The sequence below is a fragment of the Pseudomonas kermanshahensis genome, assembly GCF_014269205.2.
Classification (GTDB): domain Bacteria; phylum Pseudomonadota; class Gammaproteobacteria; order Pseudomonadales; family Pseudomonadaceae; genus Aquipseudomonas; species Aquipseudomonas kermanshahensis.
In genome coordinates, this window is record NZ_JABWRY020000001.1 from 2,020,264 (window position 1) to 2,042,239 (window position 21,976).

The following is a 21,976-nucleotide window of genomic DNA, read 5'->3' on the forward strand; positions in this document are numbered from 1 at the left end:
TCCACGCTCACGCCGACATCATCTTTTTCCACTGCTGGTACGCCGCGCGCATGCCGGTTTCGGCACTCACGTCGGACACCAGCCCGTCTGCGCTGGGCTTCTCGCCCGGCAGGCCGCGGTTGAGCATGATCCACAGGTCTTCACCGGCACGAGCGCCTTTCTGCACGCGCTCCCAGGCCTCGGAATCGTCCGGGGTGCCAAAGCCCATCGGGCCTTGGAAGTGCTCGTGCAGGCGCAGCCGGTAGCGGTTGGCTGCGGCTGGGCCGCCGTCCATGGTAATCACCGAGTGGTGGATTTCGGTCTCGGTCACCGAGATCGGCTGCAGCACGCGGAAAAACGCCATCGAGCAGGCGACGTTGGGGAACAGGTTGAGGTTGAAGCCCGAGCCACCGACGGCGCGGACGATGCGGCGCACCTGCTGCTCGTCGATGCCTTCGTCGCGCAGTTCGGCAGCGAGGGACTCGAAGCGCTCGGGGATCGGCTTGTCGAGGTCGGCTTCCAGGTCCACCAGCTCGGGGATCATCACCATCACGCTGTGGCCGTTGCCGAGGTCCTCGACATAGCCGGGGCCTTTGACGAAGTCGAACAGCTCCAGGGTCTGTTCATCGACCGAGGACAGGAAGCTTTTGTGCACCAACGGGAAGTGGTAGGCGTCGGTGGTGTTTTCCAGCTGGATCTTCCAGTTGCCGGGGAAGCGGAAGCGGTGCTCGCCGGGGACCTTGATGCCGTAGCCGGCGCCTTGCTTCATGAACAGGTCCATCCACTTCTTCGCGGCGCCGAGGAAGTCTTCGAGCGGTTCGATGTCGTCCTTGAAGGTGGCGAAGACCATGCCGGCGTAGCGCTCGACGCGCAGGCTGACCAGTGGCAGCTCGGCCTTGTCCAGGCAGTCGCCGTAGCTTTCCGGGTGGGGAATGCCGCGCAGCGAGCCGTCGAGGGCGTAGCCCCAGCCGTGGTAGGGGCAGACGAAGCTGTTGGTCTTGCCCTTCTTGTGCTCGCAGACCGTGGCGCCGCGGTGGCGGCAGCGGTTGAGCAGCACGTTGATGGCCTTTTTGCGGTCACGCACGACGATCACCGGCTGTTTGCCGATGAAGGTGGTCTTGTAGCTGCCGGGCTCGGGGACTTCGCTCTCGTGGGCGACCCAGATCCAGGTGCTGTGGAAGATCTTCTGCAGTTCGGCGTCGAACAGGGCCGGGTCGGTGTAGAGGGAGGTGTGGACACGGTCGGGCTGGACCAGCTCGGCCGGGTCGACCGTCAGGTTGACGGCGGGGATCAGGTTGCTCACGGGGTCACCTATGGGGCGTTTTCTTATGAGAGCAACGCTAAAGGGCAGGGGGGTGGGGCTCAATGACAGGGGGGATCAATGTTGTTGCGTTTTTTGCAATGGGGGGTGGCTATGCGTTCGGCGTAGTTTTTTTGTGGGGGCGGACATCGAGCGCCGCGCGGGCGGCGCTCGATCTCATAGGCGCTGCATCTCCCAAAACAAGCACCAAGACAAGCACCAAGACAAGCACCAAGACAAGCACCAAGATCACAACGCCATCCGCACCGCCTTGGCCATCTCCGTCGCCAATTCCCGGCTCATGCCATCCAAGGTTCGCCCACGGCGCGTAACAATCTGGATATCGGTCGCGTTCATCGCCTCGCAATCGATGGCCAGGGCCTTGAAGGTGCCGTTCTTGAGCTCGTCGATGATCGGCAGTTCGGCCAGCAAGGTGGCGCCCAGCCCCGACCGAACGAAGTCCAGAATCACCGCCAGGGAGTTGGAGGTGAGGGTGGGCACGATGGCGAACGGCTGGTCCTTGCAGGCGGCATCCGCCAGCTCCCGCACGCGGAAGTTGGCGCCGGGCAGCACCAGTGATTCGCGGGCCACTTCGGCGAGGCTGACCGTGGAGCGCTCGGCCATCCGGCTGTCACGGTGAACAATCATCCGCAATGGCTGCGCCAGGCTGAACAGGCGCGTCAGGCGGGCCGATGCGTTAGGCGCAAAGACCACGCCGAGGTGCGCCTCGTCGTTCATCACCATGCGCTGCACCTCCAATGACGGGGCGCTGATGATCTCGGCCTTGTGCGCATTGTGCGCGTGCAAAAAGCCCTGCAACGAATTGATCGCCCGTGCCCCCAGCAGGCCTTCGCCGATGGCGATCACCGTCGAGGCTTGCTGGCGGCTTCGCAATTCATCCAGCCGGTCGACCAGCAGCGCGTGTTGACGAATGCGTTCGATGTAGTAGTCCACGGCAGCCTCGCCCGCGGCGGTCAGGCTGATGCGGTGGGTGCCGGGGCGCACCAGTTCGATGCCCAGTTCTTCTTCCAGCCGGGCGATCTGCCGGCTGACCGATGAGGTGGCGACGCCGAGCACTTCGGCAGCGGCGCGCATGGAGCCCTTGTCATGGCTCAGGTGCAGGTAGCGCAGGCGGTGGTCCTGCAGATCGATATGGCGGGTGGGCATGACCTCGACCTCGGGAGTAATCACGGCAGGCATTGGCGTGTCCCCATCCATCCTGGTGGGGCGTTGGCTTGTTTTTTTTGTGTGCTCGGCGTGGGTGGCCGGCGTTGTCGCGCTCCATGCCAGGCCATCGTACACGCGTTTTTTTCTGTCCGAAATCATGTGAAAAAGGCGCTAAAAATTTTTCGTGATATCGGCGCGGGTCGTTAGTTTTTTTAGGCGCGTTGAAACCGGTTTTTGAAGTCGTATAAATCCATTTAAATCATGTAGATAGCCAATTTTTAGAGGGTTTATCCGTTAGGTATAGGTAAATTTTTCTCCTGTTTTAGCGTGAAAATTCAATTGACAATTCACGTAAATCGCCGCAAATATTTGTCACCGGCACCTAAAACAAGAGAGACAGACCATGCCGCCCGAACCTGCCTTCGCCCCTCTGTATGGCCAGTGCTTGCCTTCCACGAGCCCAGCCAACGCCCCCCACAAGCATCAGTACAAAAACCGCGCCTGAGACGGAGAATGTCCATGGATTCGCTTTGCCTGCGTGCCGCGCCTGTGTCGGCGCTCGCCTCTGGCCCTGCTTTCGAGGCCTTGCTTGACGGTGTTCGTGATCGTGCTCGCCTCGGTGAGTTCGACCGCCAGCGCTACATATCCCGCGATGTGATCGACGCGTTCAAGGCCCATGGCGTGTACCGCGCCTTGGTGCCTAAGCGCTTTGGTGGGCTTGAGTGCTCGCCGGGGGCCTTCTGTGAAATGATCGAACGCATCTCCCATGCAGACGGCTCTGCCGGCTGGGTGGCCAGCTTCGGCATGAGCCCCGTGTACCTGGCGGCGCTGCCGCTGGAGACCATCGCCGAGATCTACGGCAACAGCCCCGACACGGTGTTTGCCGGAGGCATCTTCCCGCCACAACCGGCCGAGATCGTGCCTGGAGGCTTCAAGGTCAACGGCCGCTGGAAGTACTCCAGCGGGTCCATGGGTGCGGACATCGTGGGTGTCGGGATTGCCCCACGCAATGGCGACAAGCTCGACCTGCCGCGCCTGGCCGTGATGCCGCGCCAGCAGGCGCGCATCGAAGAAACCTGGGACACCGTCGGCCTGCTCGGCACCGGCAGCCACGACCTGGTGGTCGAGGACGTGGTGGTGGGCGAGCAGTGGACCTTCGTGCGCGGCGGCAAGCCCAACCTGGACGAGCCGTTCTTCCGTTACCCATCGCTGTCGTTCGCCACCCAGGTGCTCTCGGTGGTCGGGCTGGGCATTGCCCGCGCTGCATTGGACGAACTGTCAGGCATGGCCAGTGGGCGCATCTCGGTGACCGGCGCCCCGGCACTGGCCGACCGGCCGCTGGCCCAGGTCGATGTGGCCAAGGCCGAGGCGGCGCTGCGCTCGGCGCGCGCGTTCTTCTACGAGTCCATCGAACGTGCCTGGGAGCACGTGGTGGCGGGCGACCCGGTACCGGTCGACGTCACCAACCTGTTGCGCCTGTCCTCCACCCATGCCGCCCGCGTGGCCGCTGAAGTGGCACGCAGTGCGCAGATGCTCTCGGGCATGACCGGCATCTACAACGAAAGCCCGCTGGCCCGCTGCGTCAACGATGCGCAGGTGGTGACCCAGCACGCCTTCATGGGCGACGTCACGTACCAGAACGCCGGTGCGATGTTCTTCGGTAAACAGCCCCTTCCGGGCTACCTGTAACTTTCGGGAATTTTGTCATGAGCGATAAGAAAGCGTTGCGTGTGCTGTTCTGCATGGGCATCAACCAGAACTTCTTCGATGCCCCCCGTGAGGAGCAGCTGCAGGTGTGGGCCGCCTTCAGCGCGATGTGGAATGGCATTCACGACCTGACCGGGGTGAACGTGCTGGGCAACATGGACGATGACCAAGGTATGGTCGGCCCGTCCGACGGCTTCCCCTGGACCACCTACCTGCTGGCCGACGTACCGGACATCGAGACCGTGCACGCCGCCTGCAACCTGTTCCGCACCACGGCCGTGGGCGAGGGGCCGTACAAGCTGTGGCGCTACGCCAAGGTCGAGGCCCGTGTCGGCCGCGAACTGATCATCCAGCGCGCCTGAGTCGAGGACGATACCGTGAGCAACCTGATCCCCGCCGTCAACCTGACGGTAGACCCGGCCGAGCTGGTCCAGCCCGACCGCGTCCACACCTCCCTCTACACCGACCCGGCCCTGTTCGACGCCGAACTGCAGAAGATCTTCCACAGCACCTGGGTCTGGGTCGCCCACGAGAGCGAAGTCCCCGAGCCCGGCAGCTACAAGACCACCTTCATCGGCAAACAGCCGGTGATCGTCGTGCGTGACCGCAAAAAGGCCATCAACGTGCTGCTCAACCGCTGCCGCCACCGCGGCGCCACGGTCTGCGAGCACAAGAAGGGCAAGACCAACAGCTTCGTCTGCCCCTACCACGGCTGGGGCTACGCCCTCGATGGCTCGCTGCGCGGCATTCCCCACCCGGAAAGCTACGGCGACTGCCTGGACAAGGCCGAGCTGCCACTGGTCAGCCTGCGCGTCGAGCGCTACGCCGGCATGGTCTTCGCCACCTTCAAGGACGACATCGAACCGCTCGAAGACTTCCTCGGCGCCGCGAAGAAGTGGATGGACCTGTTCATGAAGCAAGGCGCCGGCTACGGCATCAAGGTCCCCGGCGAGCACCGCTTCCGCTTCCCCGGCAACTGGAAGATCCAGCTGGAAAACACCACCGACGCCTACCACTTCCCGTTGGTGCACAAAAGCTTCCTGTCCTCGGTCGACGAGCAGACCCTGGAGCTGTTCGACTTCGTCAAAGGCCCAGGCTACGTCGAAGACCTCGGCAACGGCCACAGCGTGATGGTGATGATCCCCGAGCTGGTGGACCTGGAAGCCGACCTCGACAAGCCGATCCCCGAGCGCTTCGAGTCCCTCGCCGCCGAACTGCGCGACGAAGGCATCGACGAGCAGCAGGTGCGCCGCATCGTCCGCGCCGTCGGTGGCTCGGGCTTCAACCTCAACCTGTTCCCCAACGTCGCCTGCTCGATGGCGTTTTTCCGCGTGCTGCAGCCGATCTCGGTGACCGAGACCGAAATCCACCACTCGGTGATCACCATGGACGGCGGCCCAGCCGCAGCCAACCGCTACCGCCTGCGCCTGCACGAGCACTTCCAAGGCCCGATGGGCTTTGGCACCCCGGACGATTCCGAGGCCTGGGAGCGCGTGCAGAAAGGCGCTCGTGCCGGTGAAGACCTGTGGATCATGCTCAACCGCGGCCTGCCGGGCGAGAAGCCCAGCGCAGACGGGCTGGTGTCCGACGTGAGTGCCGAAACCGGCATGCGCGCGGCGTACCAGCAGTGGAAAAAGATGATGTCGGCGTGAGCGTGGAGAACCCTATGAACCTGCAATTGCTGCAAGAAGTCACCGCTTTCATCTGGCAGGAAGGCGACATGCTCGACCACGGCGAGTACGACACCTGGCTCGGCCAATGGACCGAAAAAGGCACGTACATCATCCCCATCGACCCGCGCGAGAGTGACTACGAGAACACCCTCAACTACGCCTACGACGACCACCACATGCGTGGCCTGCGCGTGCAGCGGTTGATCGGCGGCGAGTCGATTTCCACCAGCCCGCAGCCGCGCACCGTGCGCACGATTTCGCGCTTCCGGGTGCTGGGCGACGACGGCGTCAACGTCACCGTGCGCTGCGCGCAGAACGTGCGCGAGTTCCGCAAAGAGAGCCTCAAGCACTACAGCGCCGACCTGACCTACACCCTGGTACGGGCGCAAGGCAGCTTCAAGATCCACCGCAAGGTGATCAGCCTGATCAACAGTGACGATACCCTCGCCGGTATCGGCTACATCCTGTGAGGAACCGACCATGAACCAAGTCGCATTGGTAACCGGCGCCGGCCAGGGCTTGGGCCAGCGCTTCTGCGCGCAACTGCTTGCCGCAGGCTTTGACGTGGTGGTCTCGGACCGTGACCTGGCGCTCGCTCAGGCCAGCGCCGAACAACTGCAGCAAGCCCGGCAAGGGCAGGGCGGCCGTACCCTCGCGGTCAAGCTCGATGTCGCCAGCAAGGCCGATTTCGAGCAGGCGCTGGCCCAGGTGCTGGAGCACTTTGGCGCCCTGCACGTGGTGATCAACAACGCTGCGGTGACCAAGACCACGCCGCTGATGCAGATCAGCCCGGAAGAATTCGACGCCGTGGTTGGCCTGAACCTGCGCAGCGTGTTCCTCGGTTGCCAGGTGTTCGGCGCGTACCTGGCCGAGGCCGGTTACGGGCGGATCATCAACATGGCCTCGCTGGCCGGGCAGAACGGCGGCACCGCGACCGGCGCGCACTACGCGGCGAGCAAGGGCGCGATCGTCACCCTGACCAAGATCTTCGCCAAGGAGTTCGCTGCCCGTGGCGTCACGGTCAACGCCATCGCCCCCGGCCCGATCGATTCGCCGGCGGTGCATGCCGCGGTGCCTGCCGAGCGCCTGCCAGGGCTACTGGCGAACATCCCGGTGCAGCGCCTGGGGGACGCCGGTTTTCTGGGCGACCTGATCGTGCAACTGGCGCGGCCCGAAGCCTACTTCACCACCGGGGCGACCTGGGACGTGAACGGCGGCCTGTTCATGCGTTGATTTTTTTTGCGGGGCGCTGCGCGCCTCCTGTCGTTACACGGGACACCGGCCATGAATGAACAATTGTTGAACGTAGTCGTGCGCAAGCGCGAGATCCAAGGGGCCGACGTGGTCGTCCTCGATCTGGGGCACGCTGATGGCGCGGCGTTGCCGGCCTTCGAGGCGGGCGCGCATGTCGATATCCACGTCGCGCCCGGCGTGGTGCGCCAGTATTCGCTGTGCAGTGACCCGGCCGATGCTTCGGTGTATCGCCTGGGCGTGCTGAAAGACCCAGCTTCACGCGGCGGCTCGCTGGGCGTGCACGAGACTTTGCTGGAAGGGCGCGAGCTGCAGATCAGTGCGCCGCGCAACCTGTTCCCGCTGGCGCCGCAGGCCAGCCGTTCGATCCTGCTGGGCGGTGGTATCGGCATCACGCCGATGATCGCCATGGCCCATGCCCTGCACCAGCAGGGCGCGGATTTTGAACTGCATTATTGCGGGCGCTCGCGCAGCCGCAGTGCGTTTCTCGAGGCGCTGGCGGCGGCGCCGTTCGCCGCGCGGGTGGTCACTCACTTCGATGATGAAGACCCGGCACAGCGCCTGAACCTGCAGGCGGTGCTGGGCACTGCCAGCCAGGGCACCCACCTGTACACCTGCGGCCCGTCCGGCTTCATGGACTGGGTGATTGAGGGCGCGCGTCGGCAGGGTTATGCCGAAGACCACATCCACAAGGAGTACTTCCAGGTCGAGGTCGACGCCAGTGGCCAAGGTTTCGAAGTGGTGGCGGCGCGCAGCAACAAGACCGTGCAGGTGGCCGAGGGGCAGACCATCCTCGAAGCGCTTGCCCAGGTTGGCATCAAGATCGACATTTCTTGCGAGCAGGGCGTCTGCGGGACCTGCATGTGCGAAGTGCTCGAAGGCGAGCCGGACCACCGCGATGTGTACCTGACCGATGAAGAAAAAGCCGCGAACGACCAGATCCTGGTGTGCTGCTCGCGGGCCAAGTCCAACAAGCTGGTGCTGGATATCTGAGGAGCATGACCATGGTAGATGTAAGCCAGTTTCGCAATGCAATGGCGCTGCTCGGTGGCGCCGTATCGGTCATCACCACCGATGGCCCCGCAGGCCGTTTCGGTTTTACCGCGTCGGCGGTGTGCAGCGTGACCGACGCGCCGCCCACGTTGTTGGTGTGCATGAACCGCGCCTCGTATTCGAATGAGCAATTCAAGGCCAACGGTGCGCTGTGCGTGAACGTGCTGGCCGGTACCCATCAGGAGCTGTCGGGGGCGTTTGCCAACCGCAACCTGAGCACGGAAGAGCGCTTTGCGACCACGCACTGGACCGTGCTGGAGAGCGGCGCGCCGGTGATGCAGGAGGCGCTGGTCAACTTCGACTGCCGCATTGCCCAGGTGCATGAGGTGGGTTCGCACAGCATTTTCTACTGCGAGATCCAGGACATCCGCCAGGGTGGGGCGGACGATGGGCTGGTGTATTTCAACCGCGCCTATCACCGGGTATGCGAGGCCTCGAAGGCGTGCTGAGCAGCTTGCGCTGACCCTGTGTAGGAGCAGCCTTGTGCTGCGAAGAGGCCGGTGAAAGCACCCGCGATGTGTGCTCCCGAAGGCGTGCCGAACAGCTTGCGCGGACCTGTGTAGGAGCAGCCTTGTGCTGCGAAGAGGCCAGTGAAAGTACCGGCGATGTGTGCCGTTTGCGCCGGCCTCTTCGCAGCACAAGGCTGCTCCTACAGGGGGGGGGATTGGGCGTTAAGTTAAAGTGTTTCGAGGTTATGGAACACCACTTCCAGCATCCGGTTCAGGCGCTGCACCTGTGCTTCGGTCAGCCCCTTGAAACTGCGCTGGAATAGTTCGCGCGTCACGTCCTGCATGCGCTCGATGTTCTGCAGGCCGACTTCGGTGATCCGCACCTGGGTCACGCGCCCATCCTCCGGGCTTGGTGCGGTATCGACCAGGCCGTCGTCCTTCATGCGGTAGACGATCTTGGTGATGGTCGACAGCTTGGCGATGGCGTGGGTGGAGATCTCGGAAATGCTCGATTCACCGTTCTCGTTGAGGATCCACAGCACGCGCCAGCGCGGCACGTCGAGGTCGATCTTCTTGAGCAGACGTTCCATGTTCTGGGTGTAGCGGCCATGCACGCGCGCCAGCCAGTAGAAGGGGAAATCTTCCTTGCGAAATTCATCGCTGGCTGGGTCGTGGTGGCTGTGGCCTGTGTTTTTCGAGTTGCTCATCGATTCACTACTTGTGCGGAAATAGTCGCGACATCATAGACGTTTCCGCGCATTTGGCTACCGTAAAGCGGGCGCATAATACTGGAATGTTCAGTTGACATTTCAAGTAATCGGCACGCATTTTATCGGCTGGGCCAAGGCCCGGCATCCATTCTTGAAGAGGGCTGCACAACAATGACAATCATAGTAGAAACCCTTGATCTGGGCGGCACCGGCCCCCGGGTCGTGGTCAAGGACACCATCGATGTCGCCGGTACTGCGACCCGCGCCAGCAGCCAGGCGTTAGAGGATGCGCCGTTGGCCGAGCGGCATGCCGACGTGGTCAGCCAGTTGTTGGCGGCCGGTGCCCGGCTGACCGGCAAGGTTAGCCTGCACGAACTGGCGTTCGGCACGACCGGCATCAACCGCTATACCGGCACGGCCGCCAACCCGCGCTTTCCGGGGCGCATACCCGGTGGCTCGTCCAGCGGCTCGGCAGCTGCGGTGGCCGCGGGCCTGGCGGATTTCAGCCTGGGCACCGACACCGGTGGCTCGGTGCGTGTCCCGGCCTGTTGCTGTGGCGTGTTCGGCCTCAAGCCAACGTTTGGCCGGGTAAGCCGTAAAGGCGTGATGCCGGCTCGCACCAGCCTCGACTGCGTGGGCCCGTTCGCCGCGAGCCTGCCGATGCTGGTACGCGCCATGAGCATGATCGACCCCAGTTTCGTCCCCGCCCAGGTACCGGCCAGGGCGCGCATCGGCGTATTGCGGGTGACCGCCGAGGCCGCCATCCACAAGGTGGTGCACGGGGCCCTGAGCGCCAGTGGCTTGCCGTTGGGCAATGTCGAACTCAAACACTTTGGCGCCGCCTATGACGCCGGCATGGTCGTGATCAACCGCGAGACGTTCGAAGGCTGTGGTCACCTTCTGCAAACCGGCAAGGTCGGCAGCGATATCGCCGGGCGCCTGGCGGCAGCGGGGCAGACCACTGACACGGCGCTGGCCGAGGCAGAGGAGGTGCGTCGACGCTTTACTGAAGAAGTCGACCAGGCCCTGGCCAACTTCGATGTCCTGGCCCTGCCGACCATGCCGGACTTCCCACTGCGCCTGGAGGACGCCGCCGATACCCGCGCGGTGCTGGGCATGACCTCGCTGGTGCGGCCGTTCAACCTGTCGGGGCACCCGGCGTTGAGCATTCCGCTAGGCAGCGAGGCAGGTTTGCCGGTTGGCCTGCAACTGGTGGCGGCCAAAGGCGCCGATGAGAAATTGCTGGCAGTGGCCGAGCGCGTGCTGCTGAACCTGTACGCCGGCAACGATCATTGAGGCCACGATTGCGATGACCGATATCCTCGAACTCCAGGCCCGCCTGCGCAGCTTTGAACACCAGCAGGCCATCCGCGTCTGCATCAACCGCTACATGGCGTTGTGCGACCAACTGGACGCGCGATCCCCGCTCGATGAACTGGCGCAGCTGTTTTGCCGTGATGCGGTGTGGGAGGGCAAGGGCGCCAAGTACGCCGAGAGTTTTGGCGGCTACCGCGGGCGCGAAGCGATCCGGGCGATGTTCGCCACCTACATGAAGACCCCGGCGCATTTCGCCTTGAATGTGCACTTTCTGACCAGTGAGGTTATCGAGGTGGCCGGTGAGGAAGGGCTGGGGCGCTGGGTGATGTTGCAGACCAGTACCTTTGCCGACGGCGCCTCACACCTCAATGCTGCCCGGCTGACCGTGCGCTTTGCGCTGGAAGAGGGCCAGTGGCGCATGGCGCATTTCCAGACCGAGAACCTGTTCAGCCGGCCAGTGACGGCGTGGAACAGCGACGCGCCGTTGCCGGTGCCAGAGCGGTAGTCACGGATGCTGGGGCTGCAAAGCAGCCCCAGTGCCTGCAGCTCAGAAGGTACTGACGAACACCACCTGGCCATACAGGTTGTCGTGGTGGTTGCCCAACTGCGTCCCCCCTTGCTCCACGCTGCGATCCGGCTGATACAACCCCACCAGCGGCACGATCATCAGGTGATCATTGAGGGTCCACTCGGCATAGATATCCAGCTCGCGTCCGTCCACATTGCCCAGGCTGCGATCGATGGTGTCGAAATGGAACCCCATCACGCCAAGGTTCAACGTCGGCGTCGGGCTGACCGTCAGGCCGACCTTCTGCACCCGCGCATTGCTGTTGAATGGCCCGGCATAGTTACCGGCCACTTCACCCTGGAACCAGGTACCCAACCCGCGCCCGAGGCCATAGAACAGCGTGTCGTACTGCTCGGAAAAGCGGCTGTAGCGGTAGCTCAGGTTCGGTTGCCAGGGCAGGTCGGCGAAGGTCCAGCCGGCTTCCAGGTACCAGGCGTCCTCGGTGGCGGTATGGGGTTTGTCCTGTTTGGCGTATTCCCCGGACAAAAACAGGTTGTCTACCCCGGCATTGCCCTGGCCACGCAGGCTGTAAGTCTTCATGCCATCGCGTTCCAGTTGCAGCGGGGAGGCGTACTGCTCGTCGACATGGGTAGTGCCGATATAGGTCAGGCCGACGGTGCCGGCGTCCGCCACGTGCTCAAGGGTGGCGACGTGCAGTTCGGTGTTGGCCTGCGCGCGGTTGTCTGACTGCAGCCACATCAGGTCGCCGCGCCAACCACTGCTGCCGCCCAGGCGCAGCACGGCGGTCTTGTCGAAGCTCTTGCGAGCGGCAAGGTAGTACGCACCGCCCCGGTTGAACTGACCATCGGCAAGGCCATGGCCGACGTTCAGCGAGTCACCCTGAAGCAGAAACCCATCGCCCACGGCGACCATCTGCTTGCCGAACGACAGGTCGATACCGTCCTCGCCCAGGATCGGCACCAGGTTGCCGGACTTCCAGCCCACGTAGGCATCCTCGATCTTGCTGGTGCGTTCGCTGCCATCGCTGAAGCCGGCAGCATCACCGTCGCCCCAGGTCGCTGAGCTGAGCATGGCGAAGGCGCCGTACAGCGAACCGACGCTGCCCAGGGCCTGGTCGGCGCTCAAGCCATACTTGATATAGCCTTCCCGCCACGAGGTGGAGCCGGGTTGGCCGCGGGCGATGGCGTAGCTGCGTTCGCTGTGGAATGCCCCGAACACGGCTTCCACATTGGCGTTCAGATGGCGTTCGGCATCGCTGTACAGCTCGTGCGCGGACGCACTCAGCGAAGCCCCGGCCAGGAGTGCGGCCAAGGTTAGGCGGAACGGGCGGTGGTGCATGGTCTGGCTTCCTTTGTCATGGTTTTGGCAGAAGTTCCGAAGACGTGCCAATGATCATGAAGCAAGCCCAGCCCTGGGCTTTTGCCCTGGCTGCCAGTTGACTTTGGCGGTGTGCCAAGCTGATGGGGCGGGCGTTAAAAACGCAGAAGGCCCCATTGCGGGGCCTTCGTGGGCAAACGTGGTTACTTGAGGCCGGCGAGGAAACACGTCACCGACTGGCGTTCGCCCGCGTCCGGCAACCCTGCATAAGGCATGTAGGTGCCGGGTACTGCCGCCTGTGGCTGGGCAATGAAGGCGCCGATGCTTTGCGCCGTCCAGGCCGCCTGGCGGGTTTTCATGGCCTGAGAGTAATTGGCCCCTGGCACGGTACCGGGGGTACGGCCCACCACGTCGTGCAGGTTGGGGCCCATCATCACTGGGCCATCCTTTTGCGCCGAATGGCACGCCGCGCAGTCGCGCGCAAACACCTGTTCGCCCTGTTGGCGCTGCGGGGCTGCGCAGTCTTCGGCCAGGGCCAGCGGGCTGGCCAGCGCGGCGAGCAGGAAGGGCATTACGAACTTGCTGGATACGACGGTCGACATCACGCACGGTTCCTGGGTAGGGCAGCGCGGGGCTGCTTCTTGTTGGTGTTCTGCTTGATTGTGTGCGAGTACAGGCGGGCGGGTTTTGTTGTGCCTGCCAGGGTGTTTGCTGGGCTTGTCAGTTGGCGTGACGCTTGCGGTACTCGCCTGGGGTCATGCCAAACCGGCCTTTGAATGCGGTGCTGAAATAACTCGAATCGGAAAAACCCCAGGCATACCCCAGCGACGACACCTTCTGATCCATCGACGGATTGCGCAGGCTTTCGGCGCAGAAGTCGAGGCGACGGTTGCGGATGTACTGGGCGATGACCAAGTCGTGCTTGGCGAAGATGCGGTACAGGCTGCGCATGGAGATGCCCACTTCGCGGGCAATGAACTCAGGTGTCAGGCTTTCGCAGGTGATGCGCTGGTCAATCAGTGCCAGGGCCTTGCGGAACATGCGCTCGTGGCTGCCGGGCACCGAGTCCTGGGTGATGGCGGGGCGCAGCAAGGCGATCAGCGCCTCCAGTACCGCCTGGCTTTCGTTGTTGGCCATGTGCTGGGTGCGGCCGGCTTCGAGCATCATCTGGCGGGCCATGCTGGCCAACGGGGTTTGCGCTTCGATGCGTTTGGCGCAGGCCACGCTGACGCCGCGGGTGCCGCTTTCGACCTGAGTGCGCGGCAAAATCAGCGACAACTGGCGCGAGCGCTGGTGGAAGTGCATGTCCAGCGGGGCACTGGCGTCGATCAGTGTGAGGTCGCCGGGCCGCAGTTCGATGCGTGCATCCTGGTGCTCGATATGCGAGGTGCCGGCCATCTGCAAGACTGCATAGTAGTTGTCGGCACCGCTGGCGCGTATTTCCCGCGGGCCGCGGAACAGGTTGACGTGGGTCATGTCGACGATGCTCATGGAAATCTGGCCTACCTGGCACTTTTCGAGCTGGCCGACGAAGCCTGCGTCGAGCTTGCGGGCGTTGAAGTGGCCGCAGGCATCGTTGACCTGGCTGAGCCAGGCCTGGAAGTGATCGTCGGTAACACAGGTTGCTGGTGTCATGGGGGCCTCGCACGGTAGGACGTGGAACGGTTCGCTTGAGCGAACTCTTGGAGGGGTGCCTTAAAGCATTATAATTCACTTGAATTTTCAAGCAAAAATCGGGCCTGAGAGGTAGTGGTGTAGCAGGGGGTATTTGCTAGTGAATTGTTTTAATTGGGATTAATTTTATTTGTGATGAGGGTGTTGGCAGTGGTAGTGGTGTGATTAGTGCGCTGGAATGCGCTGGGATGTAGCCAATTGATACAGGTTTGTTTCCAGATGTTGCACTTTGGCAGGGTGGGTGAGGGCGACGAGGTGCCTGCCTCAGGTTGTGAGGCGGCGCTCGATCTCACAGGCGCCGAAAATCCTGCGACGAACACCCCCAACCCCCCCCAAAAAAACCACCCGACAACCAAAAAAAAGCCCGCTGACAGGGCGGGCTGAAGGCACAACGCTTGCGTGATTCAGTGGCCAAGCCCATCGCTGATGGGAATGCCCTTGGCCTGCATCGCTTCGATCAACCCGGCGCGCACATGCGGCAGGTTGAGCATGCTGTTCTGACGTACCCGATGCACTTCCTCGCCGCTGTACGCCGGCCATTGTTCGGGTGAGCTGTTGCCGGCCATCCCGTCCCGCGCCAGCAGCCAATTAAGCAAATCGGCAATCTGCTGATCATTAAGCGCCGACTGGGAGATCCCCGGCACCCGCACGAGAAACTCGCGCCCGCCCGGCACCCGCAGGAAGTTGCCGACAAACCCCTGCATGCGCGGCGTGTCGTTGGCCGCCGAGCCTTCGCCGTTGTCGCGGTGGCAGCCGGCGCATTGCAACTGATAATTCACCGGCACCGAATAACCGGCCTGGGCAATCGGCACCGGTGGCACCTCGTTGCCCGGCGCCGGGCGCTGGTTGGGGTTGGGCAGGGTCCTGGCCTGGGCGACAGGCGCCAGCAGGCACAGGATCAACACCGCGGTCAGGGCCTTCACGGCGCTAGACCGCCACACCGCGGATGATGGTAACGGTGCAGTTGTAGATCTTCGACTCAGCCCCGAGGCACCAGTTGATGTCGTTGTTGTTGAACGGGCGATACAAGGGTTGTTCATCGTCGTTGCGCGAGCAGGCGCACTGGCCGCACGCGTGCTTACCGCAGCAGTCGTTGTACGAGATGATGTAGTTCTTGCCATCGGCCGGGTTGCGGCAGGTGCCGATCCAGGTCACCAGCGAGGCATCGGTGCCGGGCGGGCAGGAGGTAATCGAACCGCCGCAGCACGAGCACAGGAAGCCGTCGATCGAGCAGTTGCGCCAATAGTCACAGCTGGTCGGGTCACCTGGGTCGCCCATTTTCGGCTGCTCGGCGGCCAGCGCCTTGGCGGTGCGGTCGATCGGCAACAGCACCGGCAGGGCCGCGCCGGCGACGATCAGCGAGCCCAGGCGCGCCAGCACCTTGCGCCGTGAGGTGGTGTCGGCGACATGACGGCTGGAGCGTTCAAACAGTTTGTCGAGAAAACTCATGGTGTGCTCCGCGATCAGTGTTGCGCGCTGTGTGGGTGGGCATGGTCATGGTCGTGAGCATGGCCGTGCGCGTGGTTGCCGTGCAGGTACTGCTGCAGGCTCGCGCTGCCCAGGTGCACGGTCTCGAACAGGCTGTCGAGGTGCTCGCGGGAGTTGACCAGGCCCTTGGCGCGCAGGGTGCCGGCCTGGTCGATCAACACGGCGTACGGCAGCTTGCCAATCTGGTAGGTCATGCCGATCTCGGGGCCGACCACATAGGTGGCTTGCTGCAAGTCGTTGGCGTCGATCAGGGCCTGCTGTTCGGCAAAATCACCGTCGCTGACATAGATCACGTCCAGCTCGCCGCTGTTGTCCTTGGCAATCGACTTGACCGCCGGCAGCAGCGATTTGCACACCGGGCAGCCGGGCGCGAGGAAGAACAGCAGTTGCGAGCGTTCGCTGCGGTAGCCGATGTTTACCGGGCGGCCATGACGGTCGGCGGCGGTGACCTGTGGGGCGGGGTCGTTGACCGTCACGCCTTTGTCTACCATCAGCGCACCGGCAGGCGCGATGCGGCCATGCAGCACGCCGATCTGGCGCACCAGGGCCATGACCGTGAACGCCACCGCGATCAGCAGCAGCCAGAGCAAAATGTTCGATGCGATAAGCAGTTGCATGGGTTATCTCCCAGTCAATTTGGCAAGACGCGGCTGGTTGGCCAGCAGGCCATCCACCGCCACATGAATCAGCAGCGCCACGGCACTGGCCGCAATCACCACGAAAATATCCAGGGCACCGAGTGCACGCTCGGCCATGGGCAGCGCCGCCAGGCCGGCCAACAGGGCGATCACCAGGTTGCGCAGCAACAGCACTGGGCGCAGTGGCTGGGCAGCGCCGGGGCCTGAACAGCCGCAATCGATGTCGCGGCGGCCACGCCACAGGTTGATGCCGATGGCGCTGGCATACAGCGCCATCAACAGCACCACCGCCAACGCCGCGCTGGCTCGCCCACCGGGTAGCAGCAAGGCCAGCGCCAGGGCCAGTTCGGCCAGTGCAAGGCTTGCCGTGGCTACCGGTGCCAGGGGTGCTGGCAGCAGTTGGTAGTCGCGCACGATGGCGCTGAACGCGCGCAGGTCACGTAGCTTGTGGCTGGCGGCACTGGCCAGCAGCGTCGCCAAAGCGGTACTGCTGGCAATCACGAGAACAGGGTCGAGCATGGTCGGGTCTCCTGTTTACCAAGGGGCCAAGGTGAGCACGGGCGTGTCGGCGATCTGGTCCATGGCACCGCTGTGCTTGCCGGTGGCCAGGTCGAAGAACTGCACGCCGCCTTCCAGGTCAGTGGCCACCAGAATGGGCGCCTTGTCATGGCTGGCCTGCAGGCTCCAGACTGGCTTGGGCGAGTCGAGCGTGCCGAGCTTCTTGCCCGTCTTCAGGTCGAACGCCCAGATGGTGGTGCTCGGGTCTTCCCATTTGCCATCGGTGTGCTGGTCATGCATCAGCGCATACAGCCGGTTCAGGCCTGGCGCCAAGGCCAGGGCTTGCCAGCCACCCGGCGCCCAGCCTTGCTTGCGTTCCTCGTCGCTGACCAGCGACCAGGTGGGCTGCGGCTTGGCCTTGCCCCCTTCGAAACTCACCGGGTACACCTCGCCATGGGTGGTGGTGAAATAGTAGGTGTCGCCGTTGGCGATGGCGCGCTCGTTGAGGCGGACCTTGTTCGGGTCGAAGAACGGCGTCTGGGTGCGCGAGACTTCCTTGCCGTCATCATCCAGTGTCACCACCAGCAGTTGGCCGTCACCGCACAGTGACGCGAAGCTGCGTTTGCCGACTGGGTAGTTGAGTACGCAGCCGCTGATGGCGACTTCGCTGGCGACCGTGTGCGTCTGAGTATTGACCACGGTCACCGATGTCGACGGCGTCAGGTTGAAGACATATGCCAGCTTGCTGTCGGCGCTGACGCCCATCGCGTACTTCTCGGTGAGCGTGGAGGCGCGCTTGGCGGGCAGTACCACTTCCCATTGCGGGCGCAGGGTCTGGGTGTCCCACGCCACCAGTACGTCGGTGCGTTCGCCGTAGGTGCCACGCGAGTAGAACAGGTTGGCCGAGTACAGGGTGCGGTTGTCTGGGCTCAGCGCCGTTGGGGCGACGAAGGCGTTGGTGGTCATGCCGAGCATGCGCTTGGCCTTGGGGTCGACCACCACCACCTTGCCGGCGATGGGGTTCTTGAAGTCCACATCGAGGATGTAGACACGGTGAGGGTCCGGCGGGAACGGCAGGGTGTTCTGGCCGATCTCTTCGGCGGGCAGGTCGGCCCGCACCGCGCTTGTGCTCGCAGCCAGGGCCAAGGCCAGGGCTGCCGAGATGCTAAGCCTGTCTACGCGACGCATTGGCTATCTCCGATGTTGTTATGGGTTATGCAGATATCGCAGTGATCGCAGTGTGCCGCCTGGGCCGGCGTGGTGATTTGGCCAGCGTGACATTCTCTTGAGGCTCCCTGACAAAACGCCGGTCGGGGCTGGCAGGCGGGTAGGCGGGGGCCTGAAGATCGGCCCGCACACACTTTTGCGCTGCCTTCCAGGAGTCATGTCATGAGCGATATCCAACTGTTACCTGCCGTGGTCGAGTTCCTCGCCAGGCCCCATGGCCATTTCATCGAGGGCCAATACCAGGCGGGTGAGGCGTGGCCGTCAGTCGATATCCACGACCCCTCCAGCGGCACGGTCATCAGCCGGGTTGCCGAGGCCAGCGAGGTGGAAGTAGCACGTGCGGTGCTCAGTGCCCGGCAGGCCTTCAAGGGCAGTTGGGCTGAGGTTTCCCCCTATCAGAAAGGCGTGGTGCTCAACCGCTTGGCTGACCTGATCGAGGCCAATGCCGAAGAGCTGGCACAGCTCGAGACCCTGTGTTCCGGCAAGTCGATCAACCTCTCGCGGGGGTTGGAGATCGCTCAAAGTGTAGTCTTCCTGCGTTATTTCGCGGGTTGGGCGACCAAGATCACTGGGCAGACCATGACCCCGTCGCTGCCTTCATTCGGTGGCGAGCGCTACACCGCCTTTACCCTGCGTGAGCCGGTGGGCGTGGTCGCGGGGATCGTGCCGTGGAATTTCTCGGTGATGATCGGTATCTGGAAGATCGCCTCTGCCTTGGTCACCGGTTGCACCATCGTGATCAAACCCAGCGAATTCACGCCGCTGACGCTGCTGCGCATCGCCGAACTGGCGGTCGAGGCAGGGGTGCCGGCGGGGGTGTTCAACGTGGTTAATGGGCGCGGGCAGGCGGGCCAGCTGTTGATTGAGCACCCGCTCGTGGCCAAGGTCGCGTTCACAGGCTCGGTGCCGACCGGTATCGCCGTCGGCAAGGCCGCGATGGCGGCCAACCTGACCCGCGCCACGCTGGAGCTGGGGGGCAAGAACCCGGCAGCGTTGTTGGCCGATGTGGACGTGGACGGCGCCGTGGCAGGCATCCTGCAGACGGCCTTCGTGCACCAGGGGCAAGTGTGCGCTTCGCCGGAGCGGGTGTATGTGCACCGCAGCAAGGTTCAGGAATTTACCCGCAAGCTGGGTGAAGCGCTGGGGCAGTTGAAGATTGGTTCGGCGCTCGACCCCGACGCCCAGTTCGGCCCTTTGGCCAATGCTGCGCACCTGCAGAAGATTCTCGGCTTCTTCGAGCGTGCCCGGGCCAGTAACACGGTGGTCTGTGGGGCGAAGGCGCTTGATCGGCCGGGCTACTTCGTCGAGCCTACGGTGGTGCTGGCCAATGACCCCAGTGACCCGTTGCTGCACGAGGAAACGTTCGGCCCGATCGTCTGTGTGCTGCCGTTCGACGATGAAGAGCAGTTGCTGGCGTTGATGAACGATAGCCCCTATGGCCTGACCGCCAGCCTGTGGACCAACGACCTGTCCAAGGCGCTGCGGCTGATCCCGCAGATCGAAGCGGGCACGGTGTGGGTCAACATGCACACCTTCCTCGACCCGGCGGTGCCGTTTGGTGGGTCGAAGGCATCCGGGGTAGGGCGTGAGTTTGGCAGTGCGTTCATCGAGGATTACACCGAACTGAAATCGGTGATGATCAGGTACTGATGAAGGGTGAGGGGCCAGGCACGTCCCCGCCTTCAGCCCTTCGTACGGCAAAGGACAGTGCAGCAAAATTCTGTGAACCACTTCACAAAATACGAGTGACCGGCATAATGCCATCACTTCTGTACAAGACCCGGTTGCGCAGCGCCGGGGTCCTTTTCGTGGCCGTCGAAGGTTCAGGTTAATTTCATGTCGCTAGTCGCAAGCCCCGACATCATGTATCGGCTGTTGATCCAGAGCGTGGTGGACTATGCCATCTACCTGCTCACCCCCGAAGGCATTGTTGCCAACTGGAACCCCGGCGCCCAGCGGGCCAAGGGGTACCTTGCCGACGAGATCGTCGGCAAGCATTACTCGTTGTTCTACAGCGAAGCCGAACGGGCTGCCGGGCTGCCCGCGCACAACCTTGAACAGGCGCGTTGCACGGGGCGCTTCGAAGAGGTGGGTGTGCGGCTGCGCAAGGATGGCTCGGCCTTCCATGCGCATGTGGTGATCGACGCGGTGCATGACGATGACGGCCGCCTGGTGGGGTTCGCCAAGGTCACCCGCGACATCTCCGAACGCCACCAGCAGGAGCTGGAGCTGCTCAAAGCCAAGGAACTGGCCGAACAGTACAGCCAAGAGATGGCCAAGCTGTCGCAGTTTCTTGACTCGGTCATTGCCAACATCCCGGCCAGTGTCATGGTTCAGGACCTGGAGAGCCAGCGCATCCTGCTGGCCAACCAGCAGGCCGAACGCCTTTTTGGTGTGCCGGGTTCAAGCATGATCGGGCAACTGCCTGCCCAAAGCCTGGCGCCGGCTGCAGCCGATTACCTGGAGCAACAGCTCGCTCGCGGGGCACGCAGCACCAAGGGCTATGCCGCCGAAACCCGGGTCGACACCCAGTGCGGGCCACGCACCCTGCGCAGCCGTACGCTGCTCAGCCAGCACCGCGAGGGCCAGGCCGACTATGTGCTGTTCGTGGCCGAAGATGCCACTGAAGAGTTGGCGGCCCACGCGCAGATCCACCATATGGCGCACCACGATGCCCTCACCGGGCTGCCCAACCGCACGCTGTTCCATGAGCGTTTGCGCCAAGCCTTGGTACGCGGTGATGAGAACGCCAAGCTGACCGCTGCCCTGTGCCTGGACCTGGACAACTTCAAGAACATCAACGATTCGTTAGGTCACGCGTTCGGCGACAAGCTGCTGCGTGAGCTGGGCAAGCGCTTGCGCCGCGAACTGCGCGAGCACGACACGTTGGCCCGCCTGGGCGGTGACGAGTTTGCCATCGTGCTCACGGGGCTGGATGGCCGTGATGCCGCGTGCAATACCGCGCAGCGCCTGATCAATGCCATTTGCCCGCCGTTTCAGATCGAGGGGCATCAGTTCACGGTGGGTGTGAGTATCGGCGTGGCGATCGCCCCCGACGACAATGACCAGGCCGAGCAACTGCTGGGCTATGCCGACATGGCGTTGTACGAAGCCAAGCGCAATGGACGCAACCGGTACGAGTGCTTCAATGTCGAGCTGGATGTCGCCGCCCGCCAACGCCGCCTGGTGGAAACCGACCTGCGTACGGCGCTGCACCTTGGTCAACTGCAGTTGCACTACCAGCCGGTGGTCGATCAGCAGACCAGCAGTGTGACGGGGTATGAGGCGTTGTTGCGCTGGGAGCACCCGACCCGCGGCATGGTCATGCCCATGGACTTCATCCCCATCGCCGAAGAGACCGGGCTGATTCACGAGCTCGGCATCCGCGCGCTGAACCTGGCGTGCCAGGAAGCGGCCAGCTGGGACAGCGAACAGACAGTGTCGGTCAACCTGTCCCCGGTGCAGTTCAAGAATGCCAACCTGGTCCATACCGTGGCTTTGGCCCTGTCTGATTCGGGCTTGCCGGCGCGGCGCCTGGAGCTGGAGATCACCGAGTCGGTGTTGCTGGGTAACAGTGAAGAGAACGTGCGCACCTTGCGGGCGCTGAAAGACCTGGGTGTGTCGATTTCGCTGGACGACTTCGGTACCGGGTATTCGTCGCTGGGGTACTTGCGTTCGTTCCCGTTCGACCGGATCAAGATCGACAAGTCGTTCGTGCATGACATGTGCGACAGCCGCGAAGCCATGTCGATCATCCGCGCCATTACCGACCTGTCCAACAGCCTGATGATCAAGACCACGGCCGAGGGTGTGGAGTCAGAAGAGCAGATGCGGCGCCTGGCGGCAGAGGGGTGCTCGCACTTCCAGGGCTACCTGTATGGGCGGCCTGTGCCGGCGAGTGAGCGGTTGAAGCAGGTGGCGTTGCTGTGGGGCTAGGTGCGCGGGGGCCGCTGCGCGCCCCATCGCCGGCAAGCCGGCTCCCACAGGTACAGCGTTGAT

At 63.5% G+C, this 21,976-nt stretch carries 22 protein-coding genes; 11 read left to right on the forward strand and 11 right to left on the reverse strand.

What is annotated here, in order from left to right; translation table 11 throughout:
* Positions 1–7 precede the first annotated feature (7 nt).
* Complete coding sequence (locus HU764_RS09440) at positions 8–1,282, reverse strand: aromatic ring-hydroxylating oxygenase subunit alpha (protein ID WP_217835005.1); 1,275 nt, start codon at positions 1,280–1,282, stop codon at positions 8–10.
* A 246-nt stretch (positions 1,283–1,528) separates the two neighbouring features.
* The gene (locus HU764_RS09445; RefSeq protein ID WP_225876706.1) at positions 1,529–2,479 is read right to left on the reverse strand and encodes a LysR family transcriptional regulator; all 951 of its coding nucleotides are present in this window, start codon (positions 2,477–2,479) and stop codon (positions 1,529–1,531) included.
* A 486-nt stretch (positions 2,480–2,965) separates the two neighbouring features.
* Between HU764_RS09445 and iacA the strand changes: the two genes are divergently transcribed.
* The 7 genes from iacA to HU764_RS09480 are packed head-to-tail and all read left to right on the forward strand — an operon-like array spanning position 2,966 to position 8,579.
* Complete coding sequence (gene iacA / locus HU764_RS09450; RefSeq protein WP_027594215.1) at positions 2,966–4,135, forward strand: indole-3-acetate monooxygenase; 1,170 nt, start codon at positions 2,966–2,968, stop codon at positions 4,133–4,135.
* Between the two features lie 17 nt (positions 4,136–4,152).
* Positions 4,153–4,515 carry an IacB protein gene (locus HU764_RS09455; RefSeq protein WP_186683363.1) on the forward strand — a complete coding sequence of 121 codons (363 nt, stop codon included), beginning with the start codon at positions 4,153–4,155 and terminating at the stop codon, positions 4,513–4,515.
* Between the two features lie 15 nt (positions 4,516–4,530).
* Complete coding sequence (locus HU764_RS09460; RefSeq protein ID WP_186703962.1) at positions 4,531–5,805, forward strand: Rieske 2Fe-2S domain-containing protein; 1,275 nt, start codon at positions 4,531–4,533, stop codon at positions 5,803–5,805.
* Between the two features lie 14 nt (positions 5,806–5,819).
* The gene (locus tag HU764_RS09465; protein WP_027593647.1) at positions 5,820–6,296 is read left to right on the forward strand and encodes an aromatic-ring-hydroxylating dioxygenase subunit beta; all 477 of its coding nucleotides are present in this window, start codon (positions 5,820–5,822) and stop codon (positions 6,294–6,296) included.
* A 10-nt stretch (positions 6,297–6,306) separates the two neighbouring features.
* A complete protein-coding gene (locus HU764_RS09470; protein WP_186682544.1) occupies positions 6,307–7,059 on the forward strand; it encodes an SDR family NAD(P)-dependent oxidoreductase in 753 nt (250 codons plus the stop codon).
* Between the two features lie 51 nt (positions 7,060–7,110).
* The gene (locus HU764_RS09475; protein WP_186703963.1) at positions 7,111–8,070 is read left to right on the forward strand and encodes a PDR/VanB family oxidoreductase; all 960 of its coding nucleotides are present in this window, start codon (positions 7,111–7,113) and stop codon (positions 8,068–8,070) included.
* 11 nt (positions 8,071–8,081) lie between these two features.
* Positions 8,082–8,579: a flavin reductase gene (locus HU764_RS09480; protein WP_186703964.1), complete on the forward strand. Its 498-nt coding sequence runs from the start codon at positions 8,082–8,084 to the stop codon at positions 8,577–8,579.
* A gap of 227 nt (positions 8,580–8,806) precedes the next feature.
* On the opposite strand, the gene HU764_RS09485 is transcribed toward HU764_RS09480, so the two are convergent.
* A complete protein-coding gene (locus HU764_RS09485) occupies positions 8,807–9,286 on the reverse strand; it encodes a MarR family winged helix-turn-helix transcriptional regulator (RefSeq protein WP_186682548.1) in 480 nt (159 codons plus the stop codon).
* 174 nt (positions 9,287–9,460) lie between these two features.
* Here HU764_RS09485 and HU764_RS09490 point away from each other — a divergent pair, with 174 nt between their 5' ends.
* Positions 9,461–10,585 (forward strand): amidase, encoded by a 1,125-nt coding sequence (locus HU764_RS09490; protein WP_186682550.1) that lies wholly within the window; start codon positions 9,461–9,463, stop codon positions 10,583–10,585.
* Between the two features lie 13 nt (positions 10,586–10,598).
* Complete coding sequence (locus HU764_RS09495; RefSeq protein WP_186703965.1) at positions 10,599–11,111, forward strand: nuclear transport factor 2 family protein; 513 nt, start codon at positions 10,599–10,601, stop codon at positions 11,109–11,111.
* A gap of 42 nt (positions 11,112–11,153) precedes the next feature.
* Here the strand turns inward: HU764_RS09495 and HU764_RS09500 are convergent, their stop codons facing one another.
* The 8 genes from HU764_RS09500 to HU764_RS09535 all read right to left on the reverse strand — a co-directional run bounded on the left by HU764_RS09500 (position 11,154) and on the right by HU764_RS09535 (position 17,938).
* Positions 11,154–12,473, reverse strand: a complete 1,320-nt coding sequence (locus HU764_RS09500) for an alginate export family protein (RefSeq protein ID WP_186703966.1) — start codon at positions 12,471–12,473, stop codon at positions 11,154–11,156.
* A gap of 182 nt (positions 12,474–12,655) precedes the next feature.
* Entirely contained in the window at positions 12,656–13,054 is a 399-nt protein-coding gene (locus HU764_RS09505; protein WP_027595336.1) for a c-type cytochrome, read from the reverse strand.
* 118 nt (positions 13,055–13,172) lie between these two features.
* Entirely contained in the window at positions 13,173–14,087 is a 915-nt protein-coding gene (gene feaR, locus HU764_RS09510) for a transcriptional regulator FeaR (RefSeq protein ID WP_186703967.1), read from the reverse strand.
* Positions 14,088–14,530: 443 nt separating this feature from the next.
* The gene (locus HU764_RS09515; RefSeq protein WP_186703968.1) at positions 14,531–15,049 is read right to left on the reverse strand and encodes a cytochrome C; all 519 of its coding nucleotides are present in this window, start codon (positions 15,047–15,049) and stop codon (positions 14,531–14,533) included.
* Between the two features lie 4 nt (positions 15,050–15,053).
* Entirely contained in the window at positions 15,054–15,575 is a 522-nt protein-coding gene (locus tag HU764_RS09520) for a methylamine dehydrogenase light chain (RefSeq protein WP_027595339.1), read from the reverse strand.
* Between the two features lie 14 nt (positions 15,576–15,589).
* Complete coding sequence (mauD, locus tag HU764_RS09525) at positions 15,590–16,231, reverse strand: methylamine dehydrogenase accessory protein MauD (protein WP_186682558.1); 642 nt, start codon at positions 16,229–16,231, stop codon at positions 15,590–15,592.
* 3 nt (positions 16,232–16,234) lie between these two features.
* Complete coding sequence (locus HU764_RS09530) at positions 16,235–16,771, reverse strand: MauE/DoxX family redox-associated membrane protein (protein ID WP_186682560.1); 537 nt, start codon at positions 16,769–16,771, stop codon at positions 16,235–16,237.
* A 15-nt stretch (positions 16,772–16,786) separates the two neighbouring features.
* Positions 16,787–17,938 carry an amine dehydrogenase large subunit gene (locus tag HU764_RS09535; RefSeq protein WP_186703969.1) on the reverse strand — a complete coding sequence of 384 codons (1,152 nt, stop codon included), beginning with the start codon at positions 17,936–17,938 and terminating at the stop codon, positions 16,787–16,789.
* A 201-nt stretch (positions 17,939–18,139) separates the two neighbouring features.
* Here HU764_RS09535 and HU764_RS09540 point away from each other — a divergent pair, with 201 nt between their 5' ends.
* Together HU764_RS09540 and HU764_RS09545 are read left to right on the forward strand one after the other, a co-directional pair.
* Entirely contained in the window at positions 18,140–19,627 is a 1,488-nt protein-coding gene (locus tag HU764_RS09540; RefSeq protein WP_186703970.1) for an aldehyde dehydrogenase family protein, read from the forward strand.
* A 186-nt stretch (positions 19,628–19,813) separates the two neighbouring features.
* The gene (locus tag HU764_RS09545) at positions 19,814–21,913 is read left to right on the forward strand and encodes a putative bifunctional diguanylate cyclase/phosphodiesterase (RefSeq protein ID WP_186703971.1); all 2,100 of its coding nucleotides are present in this window, start codon (positions 19,814–19,816) and stop codon (positions 21,911–21,913) included.
* Positions 21,914–21,976 lie beyond the last annotated feature (63 nt).

Bases quoted from the DNA above. Each gene is read 5' to 3' on its own strand.
- HU764_RS09480 (WP_186703964.1), top strand. From the start codon at position 8,082: ATGGTAGATGTAAGCCAGTTTCGCAATGCAATGGCGCTGCTCGGTGGC.
- HU764_RS09530 (WP_186682560.1), bottom strand. From the start codon at position 16,771: ATGCTCGACCCTGTTCTCGTGATTGCCAGCAGTACCGCTTTGGCGACG.
- HU764_RS09445 (WP_225876706.1), bottom strand. From the start codon at position 2,479: ATGCCTGCCGTGATTACTCCCGAGGTCGAGGTCATGCCCACCCGCCAT.
- HU764_RS09485 (WP_186682548.1), bottom strand. From the start codon at position 9,286: ATGAGCAACTCGAAAAACACAGGCCACAGCCACCACGACCCAGCCAGC.
- HU764_RS09535 (WP_186703969.1), bottom strand. From the start codon at position 17,938: ATGCGTCGCGTAGACAGGCTTAGCATCTCGGCAGCCCTGGCCTTGGCC.
- HU764_RS09465 (WP_027593647.1), top strand. From the start codon at position 5,820: ATGAACCTGCAATTGCTGCAAGAAGTCACCGCTTTCATCTGGCAGGAA.
- HU764_RS09495 (WP_186703965.1), top strand. From the start codon at position 10,599: ATGACCGATATCCTCGAACTCCAGGCCCGCCTGCGCAGCTTTGAACAC.
- HU764_RS09505 (WP_027595336.1), bottom strand. From the start codon at position 13,054: ATGTCGACCGTCGTATCCAGCAAGTTCGTAATGCCCTTCCTGCTCGCC.
- HU764_RS09545 (WP_186703971.1), top strand. From the start codon at position 19,814: ATGTCGCTAGTCGCAAGCCCCGACATCATGTATCGGCTGTTGATCCAG.
- HU764_RS09455 (WP_186683363.1), top strand. From the start codon at position 4,153: ATGAGCGATAAGAAAGCGTTGCGTGTGCTGTTCTGCATGGGCATCAAC.
- iacA (WP_027594215.1), top strand. From the start codon at position 2,966: ATGGATTCGCTTTGCCTGCGTGCCGCGCCTGTGTCGGCGCTCGCCTCT.
- feaR (WP_186703967.1), bottom strand. From the start codon at position 14,087: ATGACACCAGCAACCTGTGTTACCGACGATCACTTCCAGGCCTGGCTC.
- HU764_RS09540 (WP_186703970.1), top strand. From the start codon at position 18,140: ATGAGCGATATCCAACTGTTACCTGCCGTGGTCGAGTTCCTCGCCAGG.
- HU764_RS09520 (WP_027595339.1), bottom strand. From the start codon at position 15,575: ATGAGTTTTCTCGACAAACTGTTTGAACGCTCCAGCCGTCATGTCGCC.
- HU764_RS09475 (WP_186703963.1), top strand. From the start codon at position 7,111: ATGAATGAACAATTGTTGAACGTAGTCGTGCGCAAGCGCGAGATCCAA.
- HU764_RS09490 (WP_186682550.1), top strand. From the start codon at position 9,461: ATGACAATCATAGTAGAAACCCTTGATCTGGGCGGCACCGGCCCCCGG.
- HU764_RS09470 (WP_186682544.1), top strand. From the start codon at position 6,307: ATGAACCAAGTCGCATTGGTAACCGGCGCCGGCCAGGGCTTGGGCCAG.
- HU764_RS09500 (WP_186703966.1), bottom strand. From the start codon at position 12,473: ATGCACCACCGCCCGTTCCGCCTAACCTTGGCCGCACTCCTGGCCGGG.
- mauD (WP_186682558.1), bottom strand. From the start codon at position 16,231: ATGCAACTGCTTATCGCATCGAACATTTTGCTCTGGCTGCTGCTGATC.